Raw genomic sequence first — 2,813 nt, 5'->3', positions numbered from 1 at the left:
TGTCAAGGGTCAGGACGAAGTCCTGTCCGATGGCCTTGAGCTCTCCTTGTGGGCGGACAGCAGAAATCCATGCTGGTGGTCAGGTGATCTCCGTGTGGGTGGTCAGGTCAGGGCGTGTACCCCTTTGCCGGCGAGGGCTTGTTGCAGCCGGTGGGAGTCGCCTTGGGTGGTGATCAGGTGGGCGTGGTGCAGCAATCTGTCGACCGTGGCGGTGGCGAGGGTTTTGGGCATGAGGGTGTCGAAGCCGGAGGGGTGGATGTTGCTGGTCACGGCGATGGATCGGCGTTCGTAGGCGGCGTCGACGATGCGGTAGAACGCTTCGGCGGCGTCTTGCCCGGCGGGCAGCATGCCGATGTCGTCGACCACGATCAGATCGGCGCGGCAGATCCGGGTGACGGTGCGGGCGGTTGAGCCGTCGGCTTTGGCGCGGCTGATCGTGCCGGTCAGCGTTTCGAGGGTGAACCAGGCCACCCGCAGGTCGGCCTCGATCGCGGCGTGGGCGAGGGCTTCGACGAAGTGTGATTTCCCGGTGCCGGACGGGCCGGACACGGCAAGGTTCTCCGCCCGGCCGATCCATTCCAGAGTTGCCAGGGCCTGCTGGGTGGCCGCGGGGATCGACGAGTCGTCGGGTCGCCAGGTGGTCAGGGTCTTGCCGGTCGGGAAGTTCGCGGTTTTGCGGCGCATCCTTCGGGTGGCGGCGTCGCGGCCGATGACCTCCTCCTGGATGAGTACGCGCAGGACTTCGGCGGGGTCCCAGCGTTGAGCCTTCGCGGTGGCGATGACATCCGGTGCGGCGGCGCGCAGGTAGGGCAGCCGCATCCGGCGCAGGAGCTTGTCGAGGTCGTCGGGCAGGGCCGGCGCCGAACGGGCCGGGGTGGGGCGGGTCATCGGGTGGTGGCCTTCCGGAGTCGGGGGTGCAGGGTCGTGGCGTTGTGTCCGACGAGGGTGGCCAGGCCGGCCGCGGCGTGGTATCCGTGGCCGCTGCCGTCGAGGAAACCAGCCAGGTCTGCTCGGGCGTGGTCGTCGGCGTGCAGGAGGCAGTCCTCGATGAGGTCGAGCAGGCGGGCCAGGTCGGCGGCCTCGTCCGGGTCGAGGACCACACCCTGGTCGGCTGTTGCGGCGGGTGTGTCGGTCATCGGCCGAACCTCTCCCAGGAGGCGGTGCCGGGCTGTGCGGAGTAGGTTTCGTCGGCGCGGACCAGGTCACCGGGCTCGCCTCGGGTGGCGAGGTGGTCCAGGATCGCGCCGAGGTCCGCGTCGTCGAACCGGCCGGCCGCGGCGGCCAGGCCGAGGGCCTGGTCGACGCGGGTGGCATCGAGGATGGTGGCGAACTCGACCGCGCGGGCCATCTTCGCCCGGACCCGGCTGGTGCCGGTCGCAGCGGCCTCGACCAGCCACGCATGGGCGCCGTCACCGATGGAAAGGAAGTCGGCCTCGGCTTTGCTGCGGGCCCGTGGCCGCGGTGGGCGCGGGTGGTTGCCGCCGGGGTGGTGCGGGTAGTGCTCGTCGAGGATGCGCGGGTTGCCTGGGGTGGACCGTGGGTGTCGGGCGATCTCGGCGGTGCCCGTGTTCGTCATGGCGACGATGACCAGTTCCTCACCGACGGTGCGGCACCACACTCTCGTGCCGACGTGCCCGGGCGGCGTCGAGTAGCGCACCGACCCGACCCGGACTGTCTGGTCGTCGTTGACCAGACGTTCCTCACCCAACGCGGCGGTGTGCGGGTCGGCCGGCAGCACGTGCAGGTGGCCCCGTTCGATGGCGAGCCGGTCGACCGGCGCCGCCCCGGTCTCCCGATGGATACGGGCGTTGATGTGCTCACACCACTGCTCACACGCCGCGACGAGATCGGCGAACGTGCTGTAGGCGCCGCGTAGGTTGGTCTCGGTGGGCACCAGATCGGCCTTGGCGACCCGCACGGTGGCCTCGACGCCGCCCTTGGACTCCGGGTCGAACGGCTCACACGAGTGCACCGTCGCCCCGTAATGCCGGCCCGCCGCGACCACGGTCGGATGCCGGACCGCGACCCCGGCGACGTGCTCGACGGTGACCGTCTTCGCGTTGTCGCCCAACAGATACGCCGGCACACCCCCGAGGCGGCGCAGCGTCGCGTCCAGACAGGCGATCAAGCTACCCATCGTCTGATCGAAGACCGGGACCACCACCCGGAACCGCGACCAGGCCAGCCACGCACAGAACAGATACGTCTTCCGCCCGTCGATCCGCGGCCCGTCACCCCAGTCGAACTGCAACCACAACCCAGGCTCGGGCACCCACGGCCGATACGTGCGCCGCCGCCCGGCCCGCCACGCGATCTTCGCCTCCCGGACCGCCCGCCTCGTAGTGCGCTCAGTGCCGGTGAACCCCATCGCGATCAGGCGTTCATGCACCTTGTCCGCGCGGATCTTCGCCTTCGAGGCGTCGACCAGCTCTTCCACCTTCGGCAGGAACGCGTCGATCAGCTTCGGCCGCGGCGCTGTCCGGGCCAGCAGCGGATCCCCGCCGCCCGCGTCGCGCAACGCCACGTACCGGCGCACCGTTTTCGGGTCACACCCGGCCAACTGCGCCGCGGAATGCGCACAACGAGTCGCATCGTACGACTCCAAGATTTCCATGATCTCCCTGTCAGACTTGGTCACGGTCTCTCCGGTCCGGGTGGGTTGCGAAGGTCAGCAACCAGCAGCCAACCGGCCGGAGAGATCCACTTTCACGTGCCCGAGACGGAGATCACCTGACCGCCCAGCAGGATTTCTGCTGTCCGCGAGCAGGGACTCAACTGTCCGCCAACAAGGATTTTTCCGCGTCCGCTAGCAG

At 69.5% G+C, this 2,813-nt stretch carries 3 protein-coding genes; all 3 read right to left on the bottom strand.

Annotated features, from left to right (window positions below; translation table 11 throughout):
• Positions 1-102: 102 nt before the first annotated feature.
• The 3 genes from istB to istA all read right to left on the bottom strand — a co-directional run bounded on the left by istB (position 103) and on the right by istA (position 2,614).
• Positions 103-819 (bottom strand): IS21-like element helper ATPase IstB, encoded by a 717-nt coding sequence (gene istB, locus ACGFIZ_RS34120; RefSeq protein WP_393427418.1) that lies wholly within the window; start codon positions 817-819, stop codon positions 103-105.
• Positions 820-884: 65 nt separating this feature from the next.
• On the bottom strand, positions 885-1,136 hold the full coding sequence (locus tag ACGFIZ_RS34115; protein ID WP_393427416.1) for a hypothetical protein: 252 nt from the start codon (positions 1,134-1,136) through the stop codon (positions 885-887).
• Positions 1,133-2,614: an IS21 family transposase gene (istA, locus tag ACGFIZ_RS34110; protein WP_393427420.1), complete on the bottom strand. Its 1,482-nt coding sequence runs from the start codon at positions 2,612-2,614 to the stop codon at positions 1,133-1,135. Before istA ends, ACGFIZ_RS34115 begins: the two co-directional genes overlap by 4 nt.
• Positions 2,615-2,813: the final 199 nt, after the last annotated feature.

Origin of the sequence: Micromonospora sp. NPDC048830, from assembly GCF_043198215.1 — a bacterium.
Classification (GTDB): domain Bacteria; phylum Actinomycetota; class Actinomycetes; order Mycobacteriales; family Micromonosporaceae; genus Micromonospora.
The sequence above is the reverse complement of the archived record's forward strand: the minus strand, read 5'-3'. Positions and strand labels throughout refer to the sequence as shown.